The 20,647-nt window shown below is 71.1% G+C and carries 21 protein-coding genes and 1 pseudogene; 2 read left to right on the top strand and 20 right to left on the bottom strand.

Features of this window, described 5'->3' with window-relative positions; genetic code table 11:
• Nucleotides 1-87 precede the first annotated feature (87 nt).
• From V8690_RS30985 to proS, 18 genes and pseudogenes are all read right to left on the bottom strand, one after another.
• A complete protein-coding gene (locus V8690_RS30985; RefSeq protein WP_338785515.1) occupies nucleotides 88-645 on the bottom strand; it encodes a helix-turn-helix domain-containing protein in 558 nt (185 codons plus the stop codon).
• 94 nt (nucleotides 646-739) lie between these two features.
• Nucleotides 740-1,582, bottom strand: a complete 843-nt coding sequence (gene whiG, locus V8690_RS30980; protein WP_338783391.1) for an RNA polymerase sigma factor WhiG — start codon at nucleotides 1,580-1,582, stop codon at nucleotides 740-742.
• 272 nt (nucleotides 1,583-1,854) lie between these two features.
• Nucleotides 1,855-3,015 carry a DNA-processing protein DprA gene (gene dprA / locus V8690_RS30975; protein ID WP_338783390.1) on the bottom strand — a complete coding sequence of 387 codons (1,161 nt, stop codon included), beginning with the start codon at nucleotides 3,013-3,015 and terminating at the stop codon, nucleotides 1,855-1,857.
• Nucleotides 3,012-4,637, bottom strand: coding sequence for a YifB family Mg chelatase-like AAA ATPase (locus tag V8690_RS30970; protein ID WP_338783389.1), 1,626 nt, complete (start codon nucleotides 4,635-4,637; stop codon nucleotides 3,012-3,014). Before V8690_RS30970 ends, dprA begins: the two co-directional genes overlap by 4 nt.
• Nucleotides 4,637-5,029, bottom strand: coding sequence for a YraN family protein (locus V8690_RS30965; RefSeq protein WP_338783388.1), 393 nt, complete (start codon nucleotides 5,027-5,029; stop codon nucleotides 4,637-4,639). The genes V8690_RS30970 and V8690_RS30965 overlap by 1 nt, the downstream gene beginning before the upstream one ends.
• Before the next feature lie 77 nt (nucleotides 5,030-5,106).
• A complete protein-coding gene (locus V8690_RS30960) occupies nucleotides 5,107-5,415 on the bottom strand; it encodes a DUF2469 domain-containing protein (protein ID WP_003993268.1) in 309 nt (102 codons plus the stop codon).
• 56 nt (nucleotides 5,416-5,471) lie between these two features.
• A complete protein-coding gene (locus V8690_RS30955) occupies nucleotides 5,472-5,996 on the bottom strand; it encodes an NUDIX hydrolase (RefSeq protein WP_338783387.1) in 525 nt (174 codons plus the stop codon).
• Nucleotides 5,986-6,765, bottom strand: a complete 780-nt coding sequence (gene lepB / locus V8690_RS30950; RefSeq protein ID WP_338783386.1) for a signal peptidase I — start codon at nucleotides 6,763-6,765, stop codon at nucleotides 5,986-5,988. Before lepB (V8690_RS30950) ends, V8690_RS30955 begins: the two co-directional genes overlap by 11 nt.
• Nucleotides 6,766-6,816: 51 nt before the next feature.
• Nucleotides 6,817-7,779 carry a signal peptidase I gene (gene lepB / locus V8690_RS30945; RefSeq protein WP_338783385.1) on the bottom strand — a complete coding sequence of 321 codons (963 nt, stop codon included), beginning with the start codon at nucleotides 7,777-7,779 and terminating at the stop codon, nucleotides 6,817-6,819.
• Nucleotides 7,667-8,757: pseudogene (gene lepB, locus V8690_RS30940) on the bottom strand (signal peptidase I). Before lepB (V8690_RS30940) ends, lepB (V8690_RS30945) begins: the two are co-directional and overlap by 113 nt.
• Complete coding sequence (lepB, locus tag V8690_RS30935; RefSeq protein WP_338783384.1) at nucleotides 8,750-9,475, bottom strand: signal peptidase I; 726 nt, start codon at nucleotides 9,473-9,475, stop codon at nucleotides 8,750-8,752. Before lepB (V8690_RS30935) ends, lepB (V8690_RS30940) begins: the two are co-directional and overlap by 8 nt.
• Nucleotides 9,476-9,520: 45 nt before the next feature.
• Nucleotides 9,521-9,871: a 50S ribosomal protein L19 gene (gene rplS, locus V8690_RS30930; RefSeq protein WP_003993262.1), complete on the bottom strand. Its 351-nt coding sequence runs from the start codon at nucleotides 9,869-9,871 to the stop codon at nucleotides 9,521-9,523.
• A 134-nt stretch (nucleotides 9,872-10,005) separates the two neighbouring features.
• Nucleotides 10,006-10,839, bottom strand: coding sequence for a tRNA (guanosine(37)-N1)-methyltransferase TrmD (gene trmD, locus V8690_RS30925; RefSeq protein ID WP_338783383.1), 834 nt, complete (start codon nucleotides 10,837-10,839; stop codon nucleotides 10,006-10,008).
• The gene (gene rimM, locus V8690_RS30920) at nucleotides 10,839-11,399 is read right to left on the bottom strand and encodes a ribosome maturation factor RimM (protein ID WP_338783382.1); all 561 of its coding nucleotides are present in this window, start codon (nucleotides 11,397-11,399) and stop codon (nucleotides 10,839-10,841) included. The genes trmD and rimM overlap by 1 nt, the downstream gene beginning before the upstream one ends.
• 78 nt (nucleotides 11,400-11,477) lie before the next feature.
• Nucleotides 11,478-11,717, bottom strand: a complete 240-nt coding sequence (locus V8690_RS30915) for an RNA-binding protein (protein WP_005479813.1) — start codon at nucleotides 11,715-11,717, stop codon at nucleotides 11,478-11,480.
• Nucleotides 11,718-11,719: 2 nt separating this feature from the next.
• On the bottom strand, nucleotides 11,720-12,139 hold the full coding sequence (gene rpsP / locus V8690_RS30910; RefSeq protein ID WP_338783381.1) for a 30S ribosomal protein S16: 420 nt from the start codon (nucleotides 12,137-12,139) through the stop codon (nucleotides 11,720-11,722).
• 291 nt (nucleotides 12,140-12,430) lie between these two features.
• Entirely contained in the window at nucleotides 12,431-13,039 is a 609-nt protein-coding gene (locus V8690_RS30905) for a hypothetical protein (RefSeq protein ID WP_338783380.1), read from the bottom strand.
• A 323-nt stretch (nucleotides 13,040-13,362) separates the two neighbouring features.
• On the bottom strand, nucleotides 13,363-14,778 hold the full coding sequence (gene proS, locus V8690_RS30900) for a proline--tRNA ligase (protein ID WP_338783379.1): 1,416 nt from the start codon (nucleotides 14,776-14,778) through the stop codon (nucleotides 13,363-13,365).
• Nucleotides 14,779-14,977: 199 nt separating this feature from the next.
• On the opposite strand from proS, the gene V8690_RS30895 reads away from it, so the two are divergent.
• Together V8690_RS30895 and V8690_RS30890 are read left to right on the top strand one after the other, a co-directional pair.
• Nucleotides 14,978-15,832, top strand: a complete 855-nt coding sequence (locus V8690_RS30895) for a methyltransferase domain-containing protein (protein ID WP_338783378.1) — start codon at nucleotides 14,978-14,980, stop codon at nucleotides 15,830-15,832.
• A gap of 241 nt (nucleotides 15,833-16,073) precedes the next feature.
• Nucleotides 16,074-16,448: a hypothetical protein gene (locus V8690_RS30890; RefSeq protein WP_338783377.1), complete on the top strand. Its 375-nt coding sequence runs from the start codon at nucleotides 16,074-16,076 to the stop codon at nucleotides 16,446-16,448.
• Nucleotides 16,449-16,546: 98 nt separating this feature from the next.
• Here V8690_RS30890 and ffh read toward each other — a convergent pair whose 3' ends face one another.
• Both ffh and V8690_RS30880 read right to left on the bottom strand, forming a co-directional pair.
• Complete coding sequence (gene ffh, locus V8690_RS30885) at nucleotides 16,547-18,097, bottom strand: signal recognition particle protein (protein ID WP_338783376.1); 1,551 nt, start codon at nucleotides 18,095-18,097, stop codon at nucleotides 16,547-16,549.
• A gap of 83 nt (nucleotides 18,098-18,180) precedes the next feature.
• Nucleotides 18,181-20,628, bottom strand: coding sequence for a [protein-PII] uridylyltransferase (locus V8690_RS30880; RefSeq protein WP_338783375.1), 2,448 nt, complete (start codon nucleotides 20,626-20,628; stop codon nucleotides 18,181-18,183).
• Nucleotides 20,629-20,647 lie beyond the last annotated feature (19 nt).

Here is a 20,647-nt window from a genome sequence, read left to right as displayed (position 1 = left end):
GTGCAGCCGAGAGCTCGGGGGAGGGTGGGCGCAGCGGCATCCCGCGGCGCCGGGCTGCGCCCCCACCCGCCCCGGCCCCAACGCCGCTCAGCCCCGCACACCCCGCAGGGCCACGGACACCGCCGCATCCGCGACAACGCCCGGCTCCTCCGCAGCCCCCAGCTCAATCCGCCGCACCGCCGCGTCCACAACCCCCTGGACCAGCATCGCCGCCAGCCGAGGCTGCTCATGTCCCATCTCACCCAGCGCCTCGACGATCATCGCGACCAGCCCACCGTGCGCCGCCCGGATCTTCTCCCGGGCCCCGGCGTCCAGCTCACTCGCCGAGATCGCCACCACTGCCCGGTGCCGCCGGTCCCCCACCAGCTCCAGCTGCTGCCGCACATACGCCTCGACCTTGGCCTCGGCCGTCCCCGCCCGCTCCATCGCCGCCGACACTTCCGCCGCCCAGACGGGAAAGTCGACCTCGCACAGCTCCTCGACCACGGCCGCCCGTGACCGGAAGTACTCGTAGACGGACGAGCGCGCGAGCCCCGTCCGCTCGGCGAGGGCCGGGAAGGTCAGCGCCTCCGTACCCCCCTCGGACAACAAGGAACGAGCCGCGTCCAGCAGGGCGGCTCGCTGCATCGACCGGTGCTCGGCCACGGAGGCCGCTCGAATCCTTGGCACGTCAACCACTGTACGGACGTGCCAGGCCCGGCGGGAGAGGCTCCCGCCGACCCGTCACCGTTCTGCCAGGTCAGCGGCCGAAGCTCGCCAGTTTCGCTCTCAGCTGGAGCACCGACTTGGTGTGGATCTGGCTGACCCGGCTCTCGGTCACACCCAGCACGTTCCCGATCTCGGCCAAGGTGAGCCCCTCGTAGTAGTACAGCGTGACCACGGTCTTCTCCCGCTCGGGCAGCGTGTTGATCGCCCGCGCGAGGAACCTGCGGAGCTCCCGGTCCTCGGCGACCTCCACCGGGTTGTCGGCGGCGGTGTCCTCCAGCGTGTCCATGACGCTCAGCCCGTCGCCGCCCTCGCCCCGGCCGTGCAGCAGCTCCTCCAGGGCCACCACGTTGGCCAGCGACAACTGGCTGAACACCGCGTGGAGTTCCTCCACCGCGATGCCCATCTCGGTGGCCACCTCACCCTCCGTCGGCGTCCGCCGCAGCCGCGCTTCCAGCGTGGCGTACGCGCGCTCCACGTTGCGCGCCTTCTGCCGGACCGACCGGGGGATCCAGTCCAGGGCCCGCAGCTCGTCGATCATGGCGCCCCGGATCCGGGTGATCGCGTATGTCTCGAACTTGATCTCGCGGTCGATGTCGAACTTCTCGATCGCGTCGATCAGGCCGAACACCCCGGAAGAGACGAAGTCCGCCTGCTCGACGTTGGACGGCAGGCCCACGCTGACCCGGCCGGCGACGTACTTCACGAGCGGCGAGTAGTGCAGGATCAGCTGCTCCCGCAGCCGCTCGTCCCCCGTCGCCTTGTACGACCGCCACAGCTCGTCGAGCGTCGAGGGAGCGGGCGGCCGCACGCTGCCACCGTCACGGGCGGCTGGGGGGATCGCCGCCCGGTCGGACCCGGAGGTGTGCTGGGGCATTCGTCGCCTTGTGCCGTTCTGCTGCGAAGTGGTGCTGCTGGGGTGGGCTGTCTGACTGATGTCGAGTTGCCTGTCCGTGTCGGGACCCTCGTGAGCGTAGCGTGACTGAGGTGTCGCGGTGGGCGAAGGGCAGCGGTCAAGGCGGGCACGGATACGTTCCGAATGATGTCCCACCGGGTCGGCGGACTCGCTCGGTGTGATCACCCGAGAACCCCAACTGGGGGAATTCCCAAGGGATGTCGGGGTTCCCCCGGACGGCCGAACACGCGCGGTCAGCATGGTCCGGGCCCGCTGCGGACCGACATCACCGCCTGGCGTGTCAACTTCCAGCCGTCGCCGTGTCGTTCGACGTAACCGAGTGCTCGGAGTTCGTACAGTCTCGCGATCGCGTCGTCCTGTGCGGTCTGTGCGCGTCGCGCGACCTCGTCCGGCCGGGCCGCCCGGCCACCCGGCAGCGCGGCGAGCACCTGCCGCGTGGCCGGTTCCAGCAGGTCCCGTGGCAGGACGGGGCCGCGCCGGTCGGGGGCCAGCTGTCCGATGTCGCCGACCAGTTCGACGACGTCCGCTGCGTCGGTGACCAGGGCCGCCTCCCCGCGCAGCAGCTCGTGCACCCCGGCGGACAGTCCGCTGGTGGCCGGGCCCGGTACGCCCATGGTGTGCCGACCGAGGCGCTGTGCCGCCCGAGCCGTGACCAGGGAGCCGCTGCGGTGGGCGGCCTCGACGACCACGGTGCCGCGGGTGAGTGCCGCGATCACGCGGTTCCGCAGGATGAACCGGCTCGGTGTCGGGTGATCACCGGGCGGCAACTCGCCGATGACCAGACCCTGCTCGGCGATTCTCCTGATCAGCTGGGTGTGTCCGCGCGGGTAGGGGCGGTCGACGCCGCAGGCGAGGACGGCGACGGTGGCGCCGCCCGCGCCGAGGGCGCCGCGGTGGGCGGCGCCGTCGACTCCGTAGGCGCCGCCGGAGACCACGACCCAGCCCTGCTCGGCGAGGCCGGCGGCGAGGCTCGCCGCCATGTGCGCCCCGTACTCGGTGCAGGCGCGGGCGCCGACGACAGCCACCGACCTCAGCGCCCACATCCGCAGACTGGCCCGCCCACGCACCCACAGTCCCAGCGGCCGGGCATCCCCGAGATCATCGAGCTGTCCCGGCCACTCCGCGTCCCCCGGCGCGACGAACCGCACCCCGGCCTCCCGGGCGACGGCGAGGTCCTCACGCGGCCGAGCCGCCTCGGCCCTGGCCAGCAGCCCCTTCCACCGCTTCCCGCTCACTCCGGCCAGGGGCCGCCCACCCTCCGCCAGCCGCCGGGCCAGCTCCCGCACCCCGAGCTCTCGCACCCACCGCCCACCGACCTCGTCACCGGGCTCGATGACACGGGCGAGAAAGACCCGGGTGAGCAGTTCCTCGTCCGGTTCGCCGGTGACGCTCACGTCAGCGCTCCCAGGGCCATGGGGACGCCCCTCGGGACGCCGGTGCGCAACTGGAGCGCGAGGGCGACGTCCGTCGCGTCGGGCCGGTCGTGGCCGACGAGATCGGCGACGGTCCAGGCCACGCGCAGGACACGGTCGAGGCCGCGGGCGGTCAGGACGCCGCGCTCCAGGCTCCGCTCGGCCTCGTCCATCGCCCCTGACACGGCGAACCAGCGGCTGCGCAGCTCGCGGCCCGGTACCTCGCTGTTCGTGCGCCACGGAGTGCCGGCGAGGCGCTCCGTGGCCCGCTCCCGGGCCGCCCGTACCCGGTCGGCGACCGCCGCGGTGGACTCGCCGCGCGCGCCGGAGGAGGTCAGCTCGGTGCGGGTGACGCGGTCCACCTCGACGCGCAGGTCGACCCGGTCGAGCAGCGGGCCGGAGAGCCTGGCCTGGTAGCGGCGGATCGCGGAGGGCGGGCACTCGCACAGGTCGTCCCGCTGCGAGAACCGGCCGCACGGGCAGGGGTTGGCCGCGAGCACCATCAGGAACTTCGCCGGGAAGCGCACCACTCCGGCACTGCGCGCGATGACGACATGCCCCGCCTCCAGCGGCTGGCGCAGGGCGTCCAGGGCGTGGCTGCTGAACTCGGGCGTCTCGTCCAGGAAGAGGACTCCCCGGTGGGACAGCGACACCGCGCCGGGCCGTGCGATGCCGGGGCCGCCGCCGACGAGTGCCTGCATGGTGGCCGAGTGGTGCGGGGCGCAGTAGGGGGCGACGTCGATCAGGGGCTTGCCCGGGGGCAGCAGGCCCGCCACCGAGTGGACCGCGGTGACCTCCAGCGACTCCTGCCGGCCGAGCCGGGGCAGGATGGCGGGCAGCCGCTCCGCGAGCATCGTCTTGCCGGCGCCGGGAGGCCCTTCCAGGAACAGGTGGTGCCCGCCCGCAGCGGCCACCTCCACCGCCGTGCGCGCCGAGATCTGCCCGACGACGTCCGCCAGGTCGTGGCCGGCCTCGTGCTGGGCCGCGCCGACGCCGTGCATGCCCGTGGCGGCGCCCGTGCCCGGCATCCGCAGGCCGGCGAGGAGCGGATCCGGGCGGCCCTGCTCGTCCGGATCCTCGTCGGGGACGGGTTCGTCGGCCAGGACGGCGATCAGTTGGCGCAGGCTCCGGACGCCCAGTACGGAGATGCCGGGCACGAGGGACGCTTCGGCGGCGGCGCAATCCGGCACCACCACCTGCTCGTACCCGGCATCCGCAGCCGCCAGGACCGCCGGCAACACCCCCCGCACCGGCCGCACCCGCCCGTCCAGTCCCAGCTCCCCGATCATCACGATGTCGGCGAGGACCCGGGGGTCGATGCGTTCCGCCGCGCCGAGGACCGCCGCGGCGACGGCCAGGTCGAAGCCGCTGCCGCTCTTGGGGACGGATGCCGGGCTCAGGCCGACCGTGAGTTTCTTCTGGGGCCAGGCCGCGCCCGAGTTGACGACCGCGGCACGCACCCGGTCCCGGCTCTCCGTCAGGCTCTTGTCGGGCAGTCCCACCAGCGTGAACGCCGCGACGCCCGGCTCCAGGTCGGCCTGGACCTCGACGACCACGCCCTCGACGCCCACCAGCGCCACCGAACACGTACGGGCGAATGCCATCAGGCCACCCCCCGCACGTGCTCGACCACGGCCGCGCCGCGGGACGGCAGCAGCACCCCGACCACGTCGATGCGGACCCCGCCGGGCGGTGCGCCCCCGTGCGTCTGGATCCACCGCTCGGCGAGGTCCCGCAGCCGCTCCGCCTTCTGTGGGGTCACGGCGGCCATCGGATGCTCGAAGGGACCCTCCCTGCGGGTCTTCACCTCGCAGACGACCAGGACGTCCCCGTCCCTGGCCACGATGTCGATCTCACCGGTCCGGCCGGAGCGCCAGTTGCGCTCCAGGACCGTCAGTCCGGTCTCCGCCAGCCGCCGGGCCGCCAGAGTCTCTCCATACCTGCCCATCGCACCGCGTGCGTTCATGTCGGCACCACCTCCGGCGCCAACGATCACGCACCCGTCCCCACGAAGTGGATCTTGGTGGACAGCTCAACGGCTGTGGAAAACCCCGCCACCCTCCTGGGTGAACGTCACCCGCTCGGCAGCTCGAGATCGCTCTTGTTCAGCTCCTCGATGTTCACGTCCTTGAACGTGAGAACCCGGACCTGCTTCACGAACCGCGCCGGCCGGTACATGTCCCACACCCAGGCATCCGCCATGGACACCTCGAAGAACACCTCACCCTGGACCGAGTGCACCTGCATCTCGTAGTCGTTGGTCAGGTAGAAGCGCCGCTCGGTCTCGATCACGTATTTGAACAGACCGACGACATCGCGGTACTCCCGGTAGAGCTTCAGCTCCATCTCGGTCTCGTACTTCTCGAGGTCCTCGGCGCTCATGGCATGTTCCCCTTCAGCCGTGCGATCCCACCATTGTGCGCCAGTCCCGTGCGCCCCTAGACGATTTCCGGGTCAAGGATCACGGGCCTGGCCGGGGGACCTTCGTCGAGCAGCGTGCGCAGCAGCCCGGCGAGTCTCGTCGGATACACCGTCTCATGTGCCCGGGAAAGTTCCGGGCACGTCCACCAGCGCGCTCCGGCGACACTGCGCCGCTCCAGCTCGGTCAGCCCCACGGCCTCGACCGCCGTGCGGTCCGTGCGAGCCAGGAAGTACCACTCGTCCTGGTCCCAGCGGCGGCCCGCGAACGGGAAGGAACATCTCCGCCGCCACAGCACCGGGCCCAGCTCGACCTCGGTGATGCCGGTCTCCTCGGCGAGTTCCCGCAGGGCGGCCTCCTCACGGCTCTCCTCGCCCTCCACACCGCCACCGGGAGTGAACCACCAGTCGTCGGCCAAATCGTCCGGCTCGTGCCCGTGCAGCAGCAGGATGCGGTCCTGCGGGTCGAGCAGCACGACCCGGGCCACCTTGCGCAGATCACCCTCGTAGGTGCCCTGGCCCTCTCCCACGGCCTCAGCGGACACCTGCGTGCTCCGCGCTCGCCCGCCGGGCCCGGGCCGCGTCCGTGCGCTTGGCGATGGGACCGTAGGCGCCCCCGCCCAGGACGAGCACGGCGCCGGCGATCACCAGCGCGGTGATCGTCCGCAGCGGTCCGGGTGAGGAGAGGGCGCCGAGGGCCTCGAAGCCGGTGGGGCGCGCCAGCATGCCGTTCATGGGCCACACGACGGCGTCCACGCGCGCGTCCACGGCGCCGCGTGACACCGTTCCGCCGACGGCGTCGGTCAGGTGGGCGGTGGAGTCCAGGGAACTGCCGCGCTCGTCGCCGAGCAGGAACAGGCGCCCCTTGGGGACGGTCACGGTCGGGAAGCCGGTGATCTCCGCCGGTGTGCCCTCGGGCAGGTACGGCTCGTCGATCTCCTTGCCGTTGACCGTCAGCTTGCCGTCCTGGCAGCAGGAGACCGTGTCGCCGCCGACGGCGACCACGCGCTTGACCATCGGCACATTGCCCCAAGTGGCGTCCTTGAAGACGACGACATCGCCGCGGCGCACGTCAGCACCGTCGACGCGCTGCGCCAGCATCCGGTCGCCCGCGTCGATCGTCGGTGTCATCGAGCTGGTGGGCACGGTGTACGGCCGGTAGACCACCGCTCCCCAGGCGAACCCCCCGAGGAACAGCACAAGGCCCAGTGCGACGGCCAGCCCGGACAACCGCTGTCCGGTCGGGCTGCCCACCGGGCCCGAGCCTGTGCCGCCGCTGCGCGGGGCCGTGTGCGTCATGCTCTCGCCACCCATGGGTCCGCACCCTACCCGGGGGTACCGACCGGGGTCAGCCCGCCGTCGGGATCACTGCTTCCTGCGGCGCCACAGCACCACCGGCACCACGCCCAGCAGCGCCAGCCCCTGCGGCGCCACCGCCAGACCGGCCGCGGCCGACCGGGCGTCCAGACCGGTCTGGTCGAAGGTGTCCGGCACGGGCAGGTTGTCCCAGCGGTTGATCGGCCAGGCGATGACGATGGCCCGGCCGACGACGTCCTTCACCGGGACCATGCCCTTGTGCTTGTCCGACTGGTTGTAGCGGGAGTCCCGGGAGTTCTGCCGGTGGTCGCCCATGACCCAGATGTAGCCCTTGGGAACCTTTACCTTGAATTGACCGCCCTGGTCGTCGACGCTGCACGGCGTGTTGCCGGGGTAGACGTACGACCGCTCGTCCAGCGCCTTGCCGTTGACCGTGAGCGGGCCAGTGCCGTTGCACTCGACCGTGTCGCCGCCGACGCCGACGACCCGCTTGATGAGGTCCTTCTCCTCGGCGGACGGCATGAGGCCGATCCAGCTGAGGAAGGTCTGCAAGGCGTTCGGATCCGCCGTCGGCTCGCCGGCGAGCCAGTTGTCGGGGTCGTGGAAGACGACGACCTCGCCACGCTCGGGCTCGGAGCCGAACCAGGGGGTCAGCTTGTCGACCAGGACGCGGTCGCCCTGCTGGAGGGTGTTCTGCATGGAGTCGGAGGGGATGGAGAACGCCTGCACCAGGAAGGTCTTGATCAGCAGCGCGAGCACCAGCGCGATGCCGATCAGGATGGGCAGCTCCTTCCAGAAGGAGCGTGGCTTCTTCGGTGTCCGGGCCGTGCCGCCCGGCCCCTGGCCCTCGGCTGTGCCGTACTCGCCTGTCACCCTGTCGTCCTCGGCTGCCCCGGAGTCACTCCCGGAGGTCACGGCGCTGTCCGCGGCCGGGACGGCGGATCCCGCGGGACGTCCGCGGTGCTCCTCGCCGTCGTGTCCGGACCGTGCGCCAACCGCCACATCCCCCACGCCAACTCCTCACTCTGTGCCGCCGCCTGCCCCATACACGACGCAGGCCTACCACTCCCATAACGAGCGGGAGTTCCGCAGGGGTCGGGAGCTGGATCGTTCCGTTCGAATCGTAGGAGGCAACCCTATGCGACAGGTCGGGAGCAGCGGTCGACCCGGTGGCCGAGTCGGACACGGAGGCGTAGGTGTTCGGTTCCTCCAGGGTGCTCCAGTGCCCGAAGGGCCAGGCGATGACCATGGCGCGGCCCACGACCTCCTCCTCGGAGACCGTGCCACCGTAGTCGGTGTCCTGGTGGGCGCGGGAGTCCGCGGAGTTGTTCCGGTGGTCGCCCATCACCCACAGCCGTCCCGGGGGACGGTGATGTCGAACGGCGTGTCGGACGGGGCGACGCCGGGGTACAGGTAGTCCTCGTTCAGCGGGATGCCGTTGACGGTCACGCGCCCTTGCGCGTCACAGCACTTGACGCGGTCTCCGCCGACGCCCACGACCCGCTTGATGAGGTCCTTCTCGTTGTCGGACGGCAGCAGGCCGATGAACGTGAGCCCTTCCTTGACCTGCTTGATGACGACGGGGTCGTCCTTCGGCGAGGTGGTCTGCTCATCCTGGAGCCAGCCGCCGGGATCCTTGAAGACGACGACGTCCCCGCGCTGCGGCCTGGAGCCGAACCACGGGGTGAGCTTGTCGACCAGGACGCGGTCGCCGATCTGGATCGTCTGCTCCATGGAGCCGGACGGGATGACGAAGGCCTGGACGAGGAACGTCTTCAGCACGAGCGCTATGAGGACGGCGACGCCGACGAGGAGAGGTACCTCCTTGACGGCACCGCGCCTGCGGCGCCGCTTGACCTTCTTCTGGAGCTTGCGCCGCTCGGCGCGCGTACGGCCGCCGGCCGGGCTGGCGGCGCGCCGGGCGCCGGTGGGCAGCAGGTTGTCCGCGGGGCTGGCGGGGGCGCCGCGCGGTTTGCCGCGGTTACCCATGGGCGCCCGCCCTTCCGGCGGCGGGGGCGGGCACGCGCGTGTAGGCGTCGGGGCGGTGCAGCCGGGTGGCGTGGCCGAAGGGCCAGACGATCCAGTCGGCGCGGCCGATCACCTCGTCGACCGGGACCATGCCGCCGCCCGGCGAGCCGAGGTGGTCGCGGGAGTCGCTGGAGTCGCCGCGGTGGTCGCCGAGGACGAACAGGGTGCCGGCGGGCACGACGACGTCGAAGGGCACCGCGGACGGGCTGTCGCCGGGGTACAGGAAGCCCGACTCGTCGACCGGCCGGCCGTTCACCTGGATCCTCCCCTCCTTGTCGCAGCAGACCACGTGGTCTCCCCCCACGCCTACAACGCGCTTGATGTAGTCCGCGTGCCCGAAGTACCCGGTCCCGTCGAACACGACGATGTCTCCCCGCTGCGGCTCGGCACCGAAACGGTACGCCAACTTGTTTACGAGAACCCGGTCCCCGATCCTCAATCCCTGTTCCATGGATCCGCTGGGGATCTGGAACGGCCGCAGCACGAACGTGCTGAGCAGCAGCAGGAAGAGCAGGCAGGCCAGCAGCGTCAGAGTGATCCGGCCGCCCGGGACCCACTCGGTGACACGCGACAACGCGAAACGCGACCGTTCCTCCGGCCCTCCGGGATCCGAGGTGTCCTCGGAGTCGGAAGGGCGGGAGGAGCGGTCGCGCTCCGTCGGCTGTGCTTCGGTGTCCATCGGAGCCAGATGCTATCCGGCCCCGATGTGAACCCCGGAGAGCGCTCAGCTCTCGCGCTTCTCCTTGATCTTCGCGGCCTTGCCGCGCAGCTCGCGCAGGTAGTACAGCTTGGCGCGACGGACGTCACCCTTGGTGACGAGCTCGATCTTCTCCACGATCGGGGTGTGCACCGGGAAGGTGCGCTCGACGCCGACGGAGAAGGAGACCTTGCGGACCGTGAAGGTCTCGCGCACGCCGGAACCCTGGCGGCGGATCACGACGCCCTTGAACTGCTGCACGCGGGAGCGGTTGCCCTCGATGACGCGGACGTGCACGTTGACCGTGTCGCCCGGGCGGAAGGCGGGGACGTCACTGCGCAGCGACGCGGAGTCGACGGTGTCGAGCAGGTGGGACATTTCGTCTGCTTTCTTCGCTAATGCCACAGGTCATCAACGGAAACTAGGTGTTTGGATCAGGGCTGTGCGGGTCGGAGCGGGCGTCGTCTCCCCCTGTGGCAGGGGCGCACGCCGGACGGACGCACAACAGCTGGCTATTCTTCCACGCCCTGGGTCCTGCGCCAAAATCGGCCGTACGACTCCCCCGCCGGGTCGGGTTCCCAGCCCAGGATGGACAGCATCTCGCGGTCCTTCTTGTCGAAGGCCTTGGGGTCGCACCGCTCGATGAGGTCGGGCCGGTGGGCCGTCGTGCGCTTCAGGGCCTCGTCCCGGCGCCAGCGGGCGATCTTCCCGTGGTGGCCGCTGAGCAGCACATCGGGGATGTCCCGGCCGCGCCACTGGGGCGGCTTGGTGTAGACGGGCCCCTCCAGCAGGCTCGCCATGGTGCCGGGCGCGAAGGAGTCGTCCCGGTGGGACTCGGCGTTGCCCAGGACGCCGGGCAGCAGCCGCGCCACGGCCTCCGTGACGACGAGGACGGCCGCCTCGCCGCCGGCCAGGACGTAGTCGCCGATGGACACCTCGTACACCGGCATGCGCGTCGCGTACTCGTCGACGACGCGCCGGTCGATGCCTTCATAACGGGCCGGCGTGAAGATCAGCCAGGGGCGCTCGGAGAGGTGGGCGGCGAGCTCCTGGGTGAAGGGGCGGCCGCTGGGCGTGGGAACGATGAGGGCGGGCTCGTGGGAGCCGGTCTCGTAGCCGTCGGCCAGGACGCAGTCCAGCGCCTCTCCCCAGGGCTCGGTTTTCATGACCATGCCGGGGCCGCCGCCGTAGGGCGTGTCGTCGACGGTGTTGTGGCGGTCGTAGGTCCACGAACGCAGGTCGTGGACGTGCACGTTCAGCTGGCCACGCGCGCGCGCCTTGCCGACGAGGGAGACGTTCAGAGGTTCCAGGTACTCGGGGAAGATCGTGACGACGTCGAGACGCATTACGACTCTTCCCGGCCGGAGGCGTCTTCCCGGCTGGAGGCGATCTCGGCGCGGTCGTCGATCAGGCCCGGCGGCGGGGTGATGACGGCCTTCTGCTCCTCGAGGTCGATCTCGGCGACGATCTCCTCGACGAAGGGGATCATCACCTCGCTGCCGTCCGGGCGCTCCACGATGAACAGGTCCTGGGTGGGCAGGTGCGAGATCTCCGTGATCCGGCCGACCTCCGTGCCGTCCGCGGTGACCACGTCGAGGTCGATGAGCTGGTGGTCGTAGTACTCGTCCTCGCCCTCGGGCAGTTCCTCCGGGTCGACCTCGGCGATCAGGAGGGTGTTGCGCAGGGCCTCGGCGCCGGTGCGGTCGCTGACGCCCTGGAAGCGCAACAGGAGACGGCCGCTGTGGACGCGGCCCGTCTCGATGGTGAGCGGTCCCGCGGAGGCGGGATCGGTGGCGAGCACGGCGCCGGGGGCGAGCCTCAGTTCGGGCTCGTCGGTCCGTACCTCGACGGTGACCTCGCCCTTGATGCCATGGGCACGGCCGATCCGTGCGACTACCAGCTGCACGTGTCCATTCTCCTGTCATACGACTGCGGGCCGGGGAGGCCCTAGGCCCTCCCCGGCCCGAGCCGGTTGCGATAAGCGTCAGCGGACGTGATCCACGTCGACGAGGTCGACGCGGACACCACGACCGCCGATGGCGCCCACGACGGTACGCAGAGCGCGTGCGGTGCGGCCGTTACGGCCGATCACCTTGCCGAGGTCGTCCGGGTGGACCCGGACCTCGAGCACCCGCCCGCGGCGCAGGTCGCGCGAGGCGACCTGCACATCGTCAGGGTTGTCGACGATGCCCTTCACGAGGTGCTCGAGAGCCTCCTCGAGCATGCTCAGGCCTCGGTCGAAGCGGACTCGGCGGAGGCCTCGTCCTTCTTCTCAGCCTTCTTCTTCTGGGTGATCGCCTCACCCTTGCCCTCGTCGTCACCGCCGAGAGCCTCGAACGACGGGCGCGCGGCCTTCTCGGGCTGCGTCAGCAGCGGAGCCGGGGCGGGCTCGCCCTTGAACTTCTGCCAGTCGCCGGTCTTCTTGAGGATGGCGAGCACGGGCTCGGTCGGCTGGGCGCCGACACCGAGCCAGTACGCCACACGCTCGGCGTCGACCTCGATCACCGACGGGTTGTACGTCGGGTGGTACTTGCCGATCTCCTCGATCGCACGACCGTCACGACGGGTACGGGAGTCGGCGACGACGATGCGGTAGTGAGGCGAACGGATCTTGCCCAGACGCTTCAGCTTGATCTTGACTGCCACGGGAGTGGGTTCTCCTGGATTTGACGTGGTTGGGCACGGCGAGATGGCCGCGTGGGGTTGCGGTACCCGAGTGCCCGATGGACGCGTCAGCCGGAGGAGAGAGGGGTCCTGTGCGGCTGTCGAGTACAGCTAGCCATTGTGCCACACCCTGAGGTCGCCTTTGGCCAGGGGGTGAGCCGCGCGCGGGCATGCCGGAGTGGCACCCGGCGTGGAGGTGAAGTACGTCGGGTGCCCTGCCCGGCAGCGGCGGTGCTGTCCCGACCGGCAGCCACGAGATGCCGGTTGCGGACGTCAGCCGACCACCGCTCCCGCTCCCACGACGTCCGGGATGCGGAACGGCTTGCCGCAGCCGCCGCAGACGATCGGTGCCTGGGCGAGGACCGACGGCACGACGCGTACGTTGCGGCCGCAGTCGCAGACCGCCTTGACGCGGACGCCGCCGCCGGAGGAGCCGTGGCGGGCGGCCGGGCCCCGGAAGGTGCGGGAGGTGTCGGAGGAGGTCGCGGCCGTGTGCGCCTTGAGGGCGCGCTGGAGGCGCTCCATCGTCGGGCGGTAGCGGCGCTTCGCCTCGGGGGTGAGCGTGACCAGGGAGAAGCCGCTGCTGGGATGCGGTTCCTCGGGGTGGTCCAGGCCCAGCTCCTCGGCGATAGCGAGGAATCTGCGGTTGTGGTAGCGGCCGGCACGGGAGGTGTCGCGGACGCCGCGGGCGGCGGCGATGCCATGGACTGCCTCATGGAGCAGTCGCTCGAAGGAGAGCTCGTGACCGCACGCGGACGACGACTCCCCGATCAGGGACTCTGGCGCGGCAAGGTCGGGCAGCTCGGGGTGGTACCGCTGAATGTCGGCCCACGCCTGTGCCAGCTCTGCGGCGAGAACAGGTGGTGTCTGTGTCGTGCTCACGTAATGACAACGAGCCGGGGTGCCCCAGTGTTCCGATTCCGGGGCATCCCAAATAATTTGCACGTACCCGTCAGTTGCCTCTGATGCGTCCCGACGAGGGCGGGTGCGCTGATCTGTGGAGAAGCCTCACAGCTCACCACAAGGTGGTGCGTAGCTCCGCGTACGCCCACCCGTCTCCCGCCACCACCCTCAACCGAGGCCCTTCGGGCCGCCCCTCTCGCTCGGCGCGTGGACCTTATCCGCGCGCCGGGGAAGCAGGGGTCCGCTGGTGTGCAAGAGGTGTTTCGGCCGCCTTGCGTCCCACTGGGTGAGCGCGCCGCGCCTCAGTAAGCGCGTGCGACGATCGCGACGTTACCGGGTGCGTCGTCGGCGTCCGGCACCGACCCGTCCTCGGCGACCAGACACCGCACGCTCACCGCGTGATCGGCCAGCTTGGCTTCGCCCTCCTCGCCGAGCACCGCCCACGGAATGCGGGCCCAGCCGCCGGCGCCCGTGGCCTCGACGGCCTCGTCGATCGTCGAGACCTCGGCGGTACGGGATTCGCGGCGCTCCCGGGACTGCCTCAGCAGCAGGGCATGGTCCTCTTCGAGGACCTTCGGCAGCTGCGACTCCAGGGCGTCCAGAGCGACCGGCTTCTTGCCGCCCGGAATGCGGCGGGCCAGCATCGCCGTGCCGTTCTCCAGGTCACGCGGGCCGATCTCGATCCGGACCGGCACGCCCTTGAGCTCCCAGTCGACGGCGCGGCGGCCGAAGGGGATGTCGGTGCGGTCGTCGACGTGGACACGGACTCCGGCCGCCTTCAGCCGGTCGCCGAGCTCGCGGACCTTGGCCAGAACCGCTTCGTCGCCCTTGATCGCGAGCACCACGGCCTGGATCTGCGCCAGCCGCGGCGGGACACGCAGGCCGTTGTCGTCGCCGTGCATCATCACCAGGGCGCCGATCATGCGGGTGGTGGAACCCCAGGAGGTCTGCCAGACCAGCTCCTGCCGGCCGTCCTTCGACAGGTACTGCGTGTTGAAGGCCTTGGCGAAGTTCTGGCCCAGTTCGTGGCTGGTGGCCATCTGGAGGGCCTTGCCGTCACCCATCATGCCTTCGAGCGTGAGGGTGTTGACGGCACCGGCGAACCGCTCCCTGACGGTCTTGCGGCCGGGGACGACGTCCATGGCGAGGACGTTCACCATGAAGTCCTCGTAGACCTGCCGGTGAATGTGCGCGGCGAAATCGCGCGCCTCCTCGTACGTGGCGTGCGCGGTGTGGCCCTCCTGCCAGAGGAACTCGGTGGTGCGCAGGAAGAGACGGGGCCGCAGCTCCCAGCGGACGACGTTCGCCCACTGGTTGATGAGCAGCGGCAGATCGCGGTAGCTCTGCACCCACTTCGAGAAGGAGGCGTTGATGATCATCTCGGAGGTGGGGCGGACGACCGCCGGCTCCTCCAGTTCCTTGCCGCCGCCGTGCGTGACGACCGCGAGTTCCGGCGCGAAGCCCTCGACGTGGTCCGCCTCGCGCGTGAGGTACGACTGCGGGATCAGCAGCGGGAAGTACGCGTTCTGGGTGCCCGTCTCCTTGATACGGGCGTCCATCTCCGCCTGCATCCGCTCCCACAGCCCGTATCCGTACGGTCGGATGACCATGGTGCCGCGCACCGGCCCGTTGTCGGCGAGCTCCGCCTTGGTGATCAAGTCCTGGTACCAGCGCGGGAAATCGTCCGCCTGGGGGGTGAGAACGGGTGCCTTGGCCATGGCGAGATGGTACGGGCCCACGTTGCCGGAATGTGAAATCTCGCCATAGGCACATGACAACTCATATGCCGTGCCGCATTCCACTGGACGACAGGTCGAGGGGGGAGTTTCCTGGCATACGGGGGTAGTGCGAGCGCACTGTCACGGGGGCCATGGAATCGGGCAAGAGGCAACTCTCGGCGGATTGGGGCGCTTACTTATGACACCTACGCTCGTGCGGCAGCACCTGCCTCACGCGGGGGCCGCACCCCGCGTGGACCTGTGTGCACGCGCGCGTGACTGGTCCGAGATCCAGGAGCGGATGCTCGTACCGCTCTACGAGGCCGTCTACGAGCGACTGGACGTGGGTCCCGCGACGCGGCTGCTCGGCCTCGGCTGCGGTTCCGGACTCGCCCTGCTGATGGCCACCGCCCGGGGAGCGACGGTCACCGGTGTCGACGCTTCCCCCGAAAGAATGGCCCTCGCACGGGAGCGGCTGCTGCCCGCGGCCTGGGCCACGCGCGCGCGTGCGGGCACCCGGCTGGTCGACGGCTCACCGCGGGACACGGTGGAGCCGGGCGCTCCCGCGTACACCCTGGTGACCGCCTTCGAGCCGATCGGGTGCCTCGCGGGCGACTCGGAGGGGCTGGGCGGGCTGCTCGCGGAAGCGACGCCGCTGGCGGGGCGCGGAGCGGCCGTGGTGCTGGCCGGCTGGGGTCCGCCGGAGCGGTGCGCCACGACGTCCGTGCTGCGGGTCGCCACCAAGCTGGCGGAGCCGCTGCGCAGCACGGGCAGCTGGCGTCCCGCCCTCCGCGACGACCTGGAGGAGGTCGCCCAGCGGGCGGGTCTCAAGCCGGACGGGTCCGGGCGGGTGGCGTGCCCCTTCGGGTACGCCGATGTGGACAGCGCGGTGCGTGGGCTCAAGTCGACGGGGCTGTTCGACGCGGCGATCACGGCGACGGACCAGGTGCAGGTGGACAAGGAGCTGACCGAGGCTCTGCATCCGCACCAGCGGCAGGACGGGACGGTGTGGATGCCGAACGTGTTCCGGTATCTGATCGCCCGCACTCCGTGACGGACAGGTCTTCAGTGCAGGTGTGAATGGTGTGAAGAAGGCACCATGGGGTGCTTTTGGTTTCACCAAGTGGATCATGAACGCTTAATGTGCTCCACCGCTCGGGGGACCTACACATCTGCACACCGAGAAGGCCAAGGTCTTCCCGTCGCCGGAGCCGACGTCCGGCGGCGAGCTGGGGACCGGCGAGAGCGCCACGGGCGAGGTCGCGGAGGACCCGGGAGCGGTCACCTACGACGTCGTGGCGCAGAAGGTCGACGTGGGCACCGAGGCGGAGGCGGCCAAGGCCGTGTCGCAGCCGGACAAGGTCAAGGGCATGGTGCTGGCCGTCGCCCACGTGAAGTACACGCACAAGAGCGGGCCCGCCCTCACCGACGGCTCCGACGTGCACGACGGCACCACGATCTTCGCCGACGGGCAGCGCGGCAGCGTCCTCATCGGCGCGTCCGACGACGCGGCGGGCTGCGAGGACCCGTACGACGTCGAGAGCTGGAAGCAGGGCGAGAGCCATGTCTTCTGCGAGACGTACGTGATCCCTGCGAACGCCAAGAGCGTCGAGGTCCACTGGTCCGAGGAGGACGGCGAGCCCTACATCTGGAAGTTCCCGAACACCTGACCGGAGAGTCGGCGAGGAACCACTGAGGGCGCCCCCCTTTGCGAAGGGGGGCGCCCTCAGTGCCGTTCAGAAACCCGTGTCGTGCGGGAGCGGGCGGGTCAGCCCATGAACTTCTTGAACTCGTCGGGGAGTTCGAAGTCCTTGGCGCCCTGCTGCGGCAGTCCGAAGGCGCCTCCGCCCTCGGCGGCGGCCGCACGGCGGGCGGCGGCCTCCTGCTCCTGCTGCTTGCGCTTCATCGGGTTGCCGGAGCGCTGCTTGCCCTTCGCCTGCTTCTGCTTCTTCTTCGCCCGGCCGGGACCGCCGCCCATGCCCGGCATGCCGGGCATCCCGGGCATGCCGCCGCCCTGGGCCATGCGGGACATCATCTTGCGGGCCTCGAAGAACCGCTCGACCAGGTTCTTCACCGCGCTGACCTCGACACCGGAACCCCGCGCGATACGGGCGCGGCGCGAGCCGTTGATGATCGTCGGGTCCTGGCGCTCCCCCGGGGTCATCGACTTGATGATCGCGGCCGTGCGGTCGACGTCCCGCTCGTCGAGGTTGTTGATCTGGTCCTTCATCTGGCCCATGCCCGGGAGCATGCCGAGCAGCTTGGAGATGGAGCCCATCTTCCTGACCTGCTCCATCTGGGCCAGGAAGTCGTCGAGGGTGAAGTCCTGGCCCTTCTTGGAGGCCAGCTTCTCGGCCATCTTCTGGGCTTCGGCCTGGTCGAAGGTCTTCTCCGCCTGCTCGATCAGGGTGAGCAGGTCACCCATGTCGAGGATGCGGGAGGCCATCCGGTCCGGGTGGAAGGCGTCGAAGTCGTCGAGCTTCTCGCCGTTCGACGCGAACATGATCGGCTTGCCGGTGATCTGCCGGATCGACAGGGCCGCACCACCACGGGCGTCACCGTCGAGCTTGGAGAGCACCACGCCGTCGAAGCCGACGCCGTCGCGGAAGGCCTCGGCGGTGTTGACGGCGTCCTGACCGATCATCGCGTCGACGACGAACAGGATCTCGTCGGGGCTGACCGCGTCCCTGATGTCCGCGGCCTGCCGCATCATCTCCTGGTCGATGCCCAGGCGGCCGGCGGTGTCCACGATCACGATGTCGTGGACCTTGGTCCTGGCGTGCTCGATGGAGTCCTTGGCGACCTTGACCGGGTCACCGACGCCGTTGCCCGGCTCGGGCGCGTAGACGGCGACACCGGCGCGCTCGGCGACGACGCTGAGCTGGTTCACGGCGTTCGGGCGCTGGAGGTCACAGGCGACCAGCAGCGGCGAGTGGCCCTGCTCCTTCAGCCACCGTCCGAGCTTGCCCGCGAGGGTGGTCTTACCGGCACCCTGGAGACCCGCCAGCATGATCACGGTGGGCGGCTGCTTGGCGAAGCGCAGACGCCGCGTCTCGCCGCCGAGGATGGTGACCAGTTCGTCGTTGACGATCTTGAGGACCTGCTGGGCCGGGTTCAGCGCCTTGGAGACCTCGGCTCCGAGCGCGCGCTCCTTGACGTTCTTGATGAACGTACGGACGACCGGCAGCGCCACGTCCGCCTCGAGGAGCGCGATCCGGATCTCGCGCGCCGTGGCGTCGATGTCCGCCTCGGAGAGCCGTCCCTTGCCGCGCAGGTTCTTGAAGGTCGCTGAGAGGCGATCGGAAAGAGTATCGAACACGGCGCTCGCGGTCCTCGGGGTCGGAGACAGACTGGGGAATCGCCCTCCAGGGTATCCCGGCGTGACAAGTCGCCGGGTCGCCCTCACCCACGCAGTGTCTCCTCCAGCTTCCGCGCCACCGACTCGGCCTCGTCGCCGGGCAGGGGCGCGCCCTCCGGGCCGGTCACGTAGAAGGCGTCCACGGCGTTGGCACCGAGCGTCGAAGCGTGCGCGCTGCGCACCAGTACGCTCGCGTCCTCCAGGGCGCGGCCGATGCGGAACAGCAGGCCCGGGGCGTCCTGGGAGCGCACCTCGATGACGGTGGCCAGCCGGGAGGCGGCCGGGTGGACCGACACCCGGGGCGGCGGGGCCACCACGCCCCGGCGGCGCGGATAGGCCGCGTCCCGTTCGGCGAGGCGGCCCGCGATGTCCAGGGAGCCGTCCAGCGCCCGCACGAGGTCGGCGCGGAGGCGGGCGGCCTGCGGCAGGGAGCCGTACTCGGCGGCGACCCGCCAGTCCAGCAGCAGGACGGAGCCGTCGACGCCGTCCGGGAGGTTCAGGGACCGCAGCTCCGCCGTGCGGACGGTCAGCCGGTGCATGGCGAGGACACCGGCCACCGCGGGCAGCACACCCGGCTGGTCGGGAACGGCGATGAGCAGCTCCACACCCAGCGGCTCCGGGTCGCCGGACGGCTCCTGCCCGGCGGGCGGCTCGGTCTGTGCCCGCAGGGAGAGGACCGGGCTGCCCGTCGCGACCGCCTCGATGGCGAGCCGCTCCTGCTCGGCGGTCGGCGCGGCCTCCTCGGGGTCGGCCGGGGCGTCCCCGGCGAGCACGGCCGCGACCCGCCTGACGAGGTCGGCGACGAGCGAGCCGCGCCAGGACGACCAGGCGGCCGGTCCGGTGGCCAGGGCGTCGGCCTCGGTGAGCGCGTGCAGCAGTTCCAGGGTGCCCTCGGAGCCGACGGCCTCGGCGACCGAGCGCACCGTGGCCGGGTCCTCCAGGTCACGCCGGGTGGCCGTCTCGACCAGCAGCAGGTGGTGCCGTACGAGAGTGGCGATGACCGTCACGTCGTGGCGGTCGAAGCCGATGCGGGCGGCCACGTCCTTGGCGATGATCTCGCCGGCCACCGAGTGGTCGCCGGGCCAGCCCTTGCCGATGTCGTGCAGCAGCGCGGCGACCAGCAGCAGGTCGGGGCGGCTGACCCGGCGGGTGAACTCGGAGGCTTGTACGGCGGTCTCGATGAGATGCCGGTCGACGGTCCAGATGTGCACGGCGTTGCGCTGCGGGCGGCAGCGCACCCGTTCCCAGTCGGGCAGCAGCCGGGTGATCAGGCCCTCGGCCTCCAGCGCCTCCCAGACCTCGATGGTCGGGCGGCCGGAGCCGAGCAGGGTGACGAGCTGTTCCCGTGCCTCGGCGGGCCAGGGCGTGGGCAGCAGGCGCACGGTGGCCGCCACGCGCCGTACGGCGTGCAGGGAGAGCGGGAGTCCGGCCTGCGCGGCGGCGGCCGCGGCGCGCAGCGGCAGCACGGGGTCGCGCTCGGGGCGTGCGGCACGGGCGAGCACCACCTCGCCGTCCTGCTCCACCACGCCTTCGGCCAGCGGAGAACGCTCGGCGGTCGGCTTCCCGCCGCCCAGCATGGCGCGCAGCCTGGGCCGCACGGCGCGCGACCGCAGCACGCGTCCCACCTCGCGCCAGGTGACGTCACTGGCGTACGAGACGAGCCGCGCCGCCTCGTACACCTGCCGCAGCAGCGTGTCCGCGTCGAGCAGGCCGAGCTCGGCGGCCACCTGGTCCTGCTCTTGAAGGGCGAGCCGGTCGGTCGCCCGCCCGGTGGTCAGGTGCAGTGCGTCCCGTACGTCGAGGAGCCGGCGCCGGGCGTCGGCGAGGCCCTCGCGCGGGGCGTCGGCGAGCCAGGAGGCGGCGACGGCGCGCAGGGCGGTGGCGTCGCGCAGTCCGCCCCGGGCCTCCTTCAGGTCGGGTTCCAGCAGGTACTGCAACTCGCCCTGCCGCTCGGCGCGTTCGGCGCACAGTTCCTGGAGTTCGGGGAGGCGCCTGGGCGCCTGGTTGCGCCAGTCGGCCAGCACGGCCGTACGCAGCCCGGCCGTGAGACCGAGGTCACCGGCGATGTGCCGGGCGTCCAGAAGGCCGAGCTGCACCTTGAGGTCCTCGCCGGCCGTCTTGCGGGCCTCGGCGGGAGTCCGGACGGAGTGGTCGAGGGCCAGGCCCAGGTCCCAGACGGGGTACCAGAGCCGGTCGGCGAGAGCGGCGACCGCCTTGGGGTCGCTGCCGTCGTGCAGCAGGAGCAGGTCGAGGTCGCTGCGCGGGGAGAGTTCGCCGCGTCCGTAGCCGCCGACGGCGACCAGGGAGGCCCCGCGCAGCCCTTCCGCGCCCGCGGTGAACAGGCCGGTGAGCCAGTCGTCCGTGAGTTCGGCCAGGGCCGCACGGCGCGGCGGCCCGGACCGCGCCTCCTCGGTGAGGAGGCGCAGCCGGGCCGCCGCGTAGCCGCTGGGTCCCGAGTCCTCTGCTTCCTTCTGCACGTCCGTACCCGTCACCCAGCGACTCCTGTTCCGT

The sequence above is a fragment of the Streptomyces sp. DG1A-41 genome, from assembly GCF_037055355.1.
Lineage (GTDB): Bacteria > Actinomycetota > Actinomycetes > Streptomycetales > Streptomycetaceae > Streptomyces.
This window is presented reverse-complemented; position numbering and strand designations above follow the sequence as displayed.

Excerpts from the sequence above, each read along its gene's own strand:
- whiG (WP_338783391.1), bottom strand. The coding sequence starts at position 1,582 with ATGCCCCAGCACACCTCCGGGTCCGACCGGGCGGCGATCCCCCCAGCC.
- V8690_RS30970 (WP_338783389.1), bottom strand. The coding sequence starts at position 4,637 with ATGGCATTCGCCCGTACGTGTTCGGTGGCGCTGGTGGGCGTCGAGGGC.
- V8690_RS30960 (WP_003993268.1), bottom strand. The coding sequence starts at position 5,415 with ATGAGCGCCGAGGACCTCGAGAAGTACGAGACCGAGATGGAGCTGAAG.
- lepB (WP_338783386.1), bottom strand. The coding sequence starts at position 6,765 with ATGGGTGGCGAGAGCATGACGCACACGGCCCCGCGCAGCGGCGGCACA.
- lepB (WP_338783384.1), bottom strand. The coding sequence starts at position 9,475 with ATGGACACCGAAGCACAGCCGACGGAGCGCGACCGCTCCTCCCGCCCT.
- rplS (WP_003993262.1), bottom strand. The coding sequence starts at position 9,871 with ATGTCCCACCTGCTCGACACCGTCGACTCCGCGTCGCTGCGCAGTGAC.
- trmD (WP_338783383.1), bottom strand. The coding sequence starts at position 10,839 with ATGCGTCTCGACGTCGTCACGATCTTCCCCGAGTACCTGGAACCTCTG.
- V8690_RS30915 (WP_005479813.1), bottom strand. The coding sequence starts at position 11,717 with ATGCTCGAGGAGGCTCTCGAGCACCTCGTGAAGGGCATCGTCGACAAC.
- proS (WP_338783379.1), bottom strand. The coding sequence starts at position 14,778 with ATGGCCAAGGCACCCGTTCTCACCCCCCAGGCGGACGATTTCCCGCGC.
- V8690_RS30895 (WP_338783378.1), top strand. The coding sequence starts at position 14,978 with ATGACACCTACGCTCGTGCGGCAGCACCTGCCTCACGCGGGGGCCGCA.